The organism is Nocardia sp. NPDC059229 (assembly GCF_042754165.1).
GTDB lineage: Bacteria > Actinomycetota > Actinomycetes > Mycobacteriales > Mycobacteriaceae > Nocardia.
Genome location: NZ_JBHZAK010000028.1, coordinates 79745 through 82450, shown reverse-complemented (window position 1 = coordinate 82450; position 2706 = coordinate 79745). Strand labels below are relative to the sequence as shown.

Sequence of the window (2706 nt, the reverse complement as noted above, 5' to 3'; positions counted from 1 at the left end):
GGCACAACTGAAGACTGAACCATCAACCCAACCCGACCGGAGAGGGGTCAGAATTCGGGCGCTGCGAAGTGATCAGGATTGGCATGCCGTTGACACTCTGCGGCGTCCACAGCCCAAGCCCGTCGGGTATCGAAACAAGTTGTGCTGCAAGAATTGCGCCGCATTGCGTAGATATGCCGGGCCGGCAGACCGTTTCCGGCCCGACTCGAGGTCAGGACGAGCTTTGGCATCCGCGCCCAACGAATTGTTGTCTCGGCTGGTCGGGTGTCGTCTGGTCTCGGTCGCGTTCGTCATGGACGAGCAACTGCGCTTTTAGCCATGCTCGCTGGATTCGTCGATACCCAGAGAAGTCGAGTGCTCCGAACCACGGAATGAACTGCGCGGCAACCGATCCCGTGCCAGATAAGCTTTCCGTGCACCGGACTCAGGACAGTTTCGCTTCGGGGGCGAAGGCGGGCAGTCTCTCGAGGCTGCTGCGGACGGCCTCGGCGCCGTACTCGAACATCTGCCGCTCGTAGTCGTCGACCGCGTTACGCAGATCGCGGCGGCCTCCGTCGGCCTCGATCAGGCAGCGGCGCAACAGGTCCGCATCGCGCAGCGCGGTGTTCGCGCCGTTGCCGCCGGTCGGGGAGGTGGCGTGGATCGCGTCGCCGAGCAGCGTGACCGGGCCGGACGCCCAGCGCTCACCGGGCTTGACCACTCGGATCGAGAGCAGTGTGCTGTTGTCCGGGTCGGTCTGCTCGATCAGCGCGCGCAGCGCCGGGTGCCAGCCCTCCATCCTGGACAGCACGGCGTCCTGCGCGGTCAGGTCCTCCAGCGAACTGTTCGGCGGCAGGATCATCGCCCAGCGCACGTAATCGCCGATGTCGGGCAGCGTGACTTCGGGGGCCCATTGCTCGGCAGCCTGCTTCGGCGGGGTACGGAAGCGCATCGCGCCGAGCAGCAGGCTGACGCCGTCGCCGGCGATCTTCGAGCCGAAAGCCTTGGACAGGGCTGCGAATTCGTCGGTCAGCGGGGTGCGGCCGATGACGAACCGGACGCCGGTGTCGGTCGGGGTGGTGTGCGTCGACAACACCCCGCGGACCGCGGAGGTGACGCCGTCCGCGCCGACGAGCAGGTCGGCGGTGGCCGGGGCGCGGCGGGCGAACCGGGCTCGGACCTTGCCGTCGGCCAGCACGTCGTAGCCGGTCAGCGCGGCATCGGTGTGTACGGTGAGACCGGTCAGCAACAGGTGTCGCAGCACCTGCCGGTCGACGACGATGCCGGTCCGGCCCGCGCCGAGCCTGCCGATCTCGTTCAGCCACGGGTCCAGGATCAGCTGTTCGGCGGAGGCGTCCATGACGATCTCGTCGAGCAGCGGGTGCCAGCGCGTCGGCAGGCAGCCGCGCACCGCCTGGAAGCCGGTCGGATTCAGCACGAGCCGGTAGCCCTGGAACCGCGCGACGATCCCCGGGTCGCGCTCGAACACGTCGGCCTCGATCCCGGCACCACGCAGACCCTGCGCGAGAGCCAGACCTCCCAGACCGGCTCCGACGACGGAAACTCGCATCACGCACCTCCCGGACAACGATACGAACTTAGTTCGCTATGACGATCTAAGTTCTACATAACGAACTTAGTTCGTGTCAAGCTATAGTTGCCGGTATGCCCGCCGATCCCCGCCAACGCCGCGCAGCCCGCCACGCCCAACCCGCAACCGAGGCTGCCGTGTCGGCACCACGCAAGATGCCCATCACCGTCGAACGGATCACCGACGCCGCCCTGGAGGTCGTCGCCACCGAGGGGTATGACGCGCTGACCATCCGCCGGGTCGCCGCCGCGCTTGGCACCGGTCCGTCGTCGCTCTACGCGCACATCGTCAACAAGAACGACATCGACGATCTGCTGATAGGCAGGCTCTACGCCGAAGTCGTGCTCCCCGAACCGAATTCGGACGCCTGGCGTGAGCAGTTGCTCAGGGTGTACACGCAGATCCGCGACCTGTACCTGAAATACCCCGGAGTCTCGCGGGCCGCGCTGGCCATGGTGCCGACCAACCTGGAAACGCTGCGGGTCGGCGAAGGAATCCTGGCGATCCTGCTCGCGGGCGGCATCGAACCGAGGACCGCCGGATGGGCCCGCGACGCGCTGTCCCTCTACGTCAGCGCCTATGCGCTGGAACAGTCGCTGGTCCAGCGACGGCGCCGCCATCAGGATCAGGATCAGGAATGGGTGCTCAGCCACGAGCAGTTGCTGGACCGCTTCACCGCACTGCCTGCCGAGAAATTCCCACAGACTCGACGCCATGCCGCCGAGCTGATCTCCGGCACCGGACCCGACCGCTTCGAGTTCACCCTGGGCCTGCTCATGAATAATCTGCAGCCTGCATCCAGTTGACCTGGGCCGCGCAGTGGCCACATGGCTCGACATGAGCGTGCAATCAACAAGCTACTGATCGACGGAGCCGTCTTCAGTTGTCAGTCAAAGATATTTAGCGCGATTACGCTCATGAGTCACCTCGATGACCTCGGACCAGCACACCGCCCACCCGGTTCTAGTGCGCGACTACCTCGACTGGCGATCACCCGAGATTGGGCCGCAGAGGAACAGATCCCCCGCCCCAACGCGGAATAAGTCCCCGTGACGGGGGGGCGGCGGGGGGGGGGCGGGGCGCGCGGGCGGGGGGGGGCGCCCGCGGGGGGGGGGGGGGGGGCCCCCCCCCCGCCG

2 protein-coding genes are annotated in these 2706 nt (G+C 66.9%); one reads left to right on the top strand and one right to left on the bottom strand.

The window, feature by feature from the left end; genetic code table 11:
- Window positions 1-424 precede the first annotated feature (424 nt).
- Entirely contained in the window at window positions 425-1549 is a 1125-nt protein-coding gene (locus tag ACFXHE_RS39230) for an FAD-dependent oxidoreductase (RefSeq protein WP_379390023.1), read from the bottom strand.
- A 95-nt stretch (window positions 1550-1644) separates the two neighbouring features.
- On the opposite strand from ACFXHE_RS39230, the gene ACFXHE_RS39225 reads away from it, so the two are divergent.
- Window positions 1645-2376, top strand: coding sequence for a TetR/AcrR family transcriptional regulator (locus ACFXHE_RS39225; protein WP_379390021.1), 732 nt, complete (start codon window positions 1645-1647; stop codon window positions 2374-2376).
- Window positions 2377-2706 lie beyond the last annotated feature (330 nt).